At 66.6% G+C, this 3,082-nt stretch carries 6 protein-coding genes; all 6 read right to left on the bottom strand.

Annotated features, from left to right (window positions below; all coding sequences use genetic code 11):
- Positions 1-61: 61 nt before the first annotated feature.
- Genes rplO through rpsH form a run of 6 tightly spaced genes read right to left on the bottom strand, consistent with a single transcriptional unit; the run spans position 62 to position 2,724 of the window.
- The gene (gene rplO / locus ACWF62_RS14765) at positions 62-502 is read right to left on the bottom strand and encodes a 50S ribosomal protein L15 (RefSeq protein WP_378507977.1); all 441 of its coding nucleotides are present in this window, start codon (positions 500-502) and stop codon (positions 62-64) included.
- Between the two features lie 2 nt (positions 503-504).
- On the bottom strand, positions 505-684 hold the full coding sequence (gene rpmD / locus ACWF62_RS14760; protein WP_378507978.1) for a 50S ribosomal protein L30: 180 nt from the start codon (positions 682-684) through the stop codon (positions 505-507).
- Complete coding sequence (gene rpsE, locus ACWF62_RS14755; protein WP_378507979.1) at positions 684-1,331, bottom strand: 30S ribosomal protein S5; 648 nt, start codon at positions 1,329-1,331, stop codon at positions 684-686. Before rpsE ends, rpmD begins: the two co-directional genes overlap by 1 nt.
- A 31-nt stretch (positions 1,332-1,362) precedes the next feature.
- Positions 1,363-1,770 (bottom strand): 50S ribosomal protein L18, encoded by a 408-nt coding sequence (gene rplR / locus ACWF62_RS14750; RefSeq protein WP_378507980.1) that lies wholly within the window; start codon positions 1,768-1,770, stop codon positions 1,363-1,365.
- Position 1,771: 1 nt separating this feature from the next.
- Positions 1,772-2,311, bottom strand: coding sequence for a 50S ribosomal protein L6 (rplF, locus tag ACWF62_RS14745; protein WP_378507981.1), 540 nt, complete (start codon positions 2,309-2,311; stop codon positions 1,772-1,774).
- A gap of 14 nt (positions 2,312-2,325) precedes the next feature.
- Entirely contained in the window at positions 2,326-2,724 is a 399-nt protein-coding gene (gene rpsH / locus ACWF62_RS14740; protein ID WP_378507982.1) for a 30S ribosomal protein S8, read from the bottom strand.
- Positions 2,725-3,082 lie beyond the last annotated feature (358 nt).

Raw genomic sequence — 3,082 nt, 5'->3', positions numbered from 1 at the left:
GAAACATCACCAAAACCCAACACTCCCCCCCGCGGCCGTCGCGGTCTGCAGAGCCGAATCGCTACAGCTCGGTGGTGGTCCCACCGGCAGCGGCGATCTTCTCCTTGGCGGAGCCGGTGAACTTGTTCGCGGTCACCTGCACGGCAACCGTGAGCTCACCGTCGCCGAGAACCTTCACCAGACGGTTCTTGCGGACCAGGCCCTTGGCAACGAACTCGTCGATGCCGATCTGGCCGCCCTCGGGGAACACCCGAGCGATGTCGGCGACGTTGACAACCTGGTACTCGACCCGGTTCGGGTTCGTGAAGCCCTTGAGCTTGGGCAGCCGCATGTGCAGCGGCATCTGCCCGCCCTCGAAGGCGGCAGGCACGTTCTTGCGGGCCTTGGTGCCCTTCGTGCCGCGACCGGCGGTCTTGCCCTTGGAACCCTCACCACGGCCGACGCGGGTCTTGTCGGTCTTGGCGCCCGGCGCGGGCCGGAGGTGGTGCAGCTTGATGGTCATGGTTAGACCTCCTCAACTGTGACGAGGTGTCGAACCACGTTGATCAGGCCGCGGTTCTGCGCGTTGTCCTCGCGGACGACGCTCTTGCGGATGCCCTTGAGGCCGAGCGTCCGCAGGCTGTCGCGCTGGTTCTGCTTGGTCCCGATCGAGCTCTTGACCTGAGTGACCTTCAGATCTGCCATTACTTCACGCTCCCAGCCTGTGCGCGGGCACGCAGCATGCCGGCCGGGGCCACGTCCTCGAGGGGCAGGCCACGACGGGCCGCAACCTCTTCCGGACGCTGCAGACCCTTGAGGGCGGCAACGGTCGCGTGCACGACGTTGATCGCGTTGTCGCTACCGAGCGACTTGGCAAGGATGTCGTGCACACCCGCGCACTCGAGCACGGCACGCACCGCACCACCGGCGATCACACCGGTACCCGGGCTGGCCGGGCGGAGCATGACGACGCCGGCAGCGGCCTCGCCCTGCACCGGGTGGGTGATGGTGCTGCCGATGAGCGGCACGCGGAAGAAGCCCTTGCGCGCCTCCTCGACACCCTTCTGGATGGCCGCGGGAACTTCCTTGGCCTTGCCGTAGCCGACGCCAACGAGTCCGTTGCCGTCGCCGACGATCACGAGGGCGGTGAAGCTGAAACGCCGACCACCCTTGACGACCTTCGACACGCGGTTGATCGCGACCACACGCTCGATGTGGTCCGACTTCGGTGCCGCCTGGCCGCGACGATCGTCACGACCGCCACGGCGGTCGCCACCGCGGTTGTCCCCGGTGTTGGGGCCATTCTGTCCGGCGGGTCCGCTGCCGCCGTCACGCCTCTGACGTCCCGGCATCAGACTGTCCTTCCGTTAGAAATCTTCGTCATCAGAACTTCAACCCGCCTTCGCGAGCGGCATCGGCCAGGGCCGCGATGCGGCCGTGGTAGCCGTGGCCACCGTGGTCGAAGACCACGGCGTCGATGCCGGCAGCCTTGGCGCGCTCGGCGATCAGCTGACCGACCTTGGCGCTCAGGGCCTTCTTGTCGCCCTCGGCGGCACGCAGGTCCGCCTCGATGGTCGACGCCGCGGCCAGGGTCCGGCCTGCGAGGTCGTCCACGAGCTGGACGTGGATGTGACGCGAGGAGCGGTTCACGACGAGACGGGGACGCTCGGGCGTGCCGGAGATCTTCTTGCGCAGACGGAAGTGACGACGCGTCTTCGACAGACGACGCGTGGTGGACACGTCCTTGCCCAGCGGGATCCGCTTGGCCTTCTGGTTTGCAGTCTGGCTCATATCACTTACCCGTCTTTCCGACCTTGCGGCGGACCTGCTCACCCTCGTAGCGGATGCCCTTGCCCTTGTACGGGTCGGACTTGCGCAGACGACGGATGTTGGCGGCGATCTGGCCGACCTTCTGCTTGTCGATGCCGGAGACCGAGAACCGGGTCGGCGACTCGACCGCGAACGAGATGCCCTCGGGCGCCTCGATCGGGACCGGGTGGCTGTAGCCGAGCGCGAACTCGAGGTCCTGGCCCTTGAGCGCGACGCGGTAGCCGACGCCGTGAATCTCCATCTTGGTGGTGTACCCCTGGGTGACACCGGTGATGAGGTTCGCGACGAGGGTGCGCGACAGGCCGTGCAGCGCGCGGCTGCGACGCTCGTCGTCGGGACGGGTGACCAGCAGGGCACCGTCCTCACCCTTGGCGATGGCGATCGGCTCGGCGATGGTCAGCGACAGCTGTCCCTTCGGGCCCTTCACCGCGACGTCCTGGCCGTCGATGGTCACCTCGACACCCGAGGGGACGGTGACCGGAATCTTTCCAATACGCGACATTGTGGTGGCCTCCCTTACCAGACGTAGGCGAGGACTTCGCCGCCCACGCCCTGCTTGGCCGCCTGACGGTCCGTGAGCAGACCGGAGGACGTGGAGATGATCGCCACGCCGAGGCCGCCGAGAACCTTGGGCAGGTTGGTGGACTTCGCGTACACCCGGAGACCGGGCTTGGAGACACGGCGGACGCCGGCGAGGCTGCGCTCGCGGGTGGGGCCGTACTTGAGGTCGACGATGAGGGTCTTGCCCACCTCGGCGTCCTCGGTGCGGTAGTCGGAGATGTAGCCCTCGCGCTTGAGGATCTCGGCGATGTTCGCCTTGATCTTCGAGTGCGGCAGCTTCACCTCGTCGTGGTACGCCGTGTTGGCGTTGCGCAGACGCGTCAAGAAGTCTGCGATCGGGTCGGTCATGGTCATGGTTAGACCTCGACACCTTTCTCGCTGCGGTTCCCATGCAACACCGGTCGCCCGGTCGTGGGCCTACAACAATTCGGCTGGTCCGACCGACAATCGTCGACCGGAATGAATGCATGTCGCCCGGTCCGTGACGACGCAACGTGGGTCGTCGTGGCACAGGCAACCGCTCTAGTGTAGGCAAAACCCCTGGCCAGGCCAAATCGCCCCAGGTGGCCGCCCCTCCCCCGCCGCGGCGGGGCACGGAAACAACAAGGGGCGCGGGACTTTTCCGGTCCCCGCCCCCCCCCTTTTCCACCCGGGGGGTTGCCATCGAAAAAGGGAGAGCACCACAAGACACTTTGTAACACCTACCACTCTT

It is taken from the genome of Rhodococcus sp. NPDC054953 (assembly GCF_053609225.1).
Note: the sequence above shows the minus strand (reverse complement) of the source record. Positions and strands in the feature narration are given on the sequence as shown.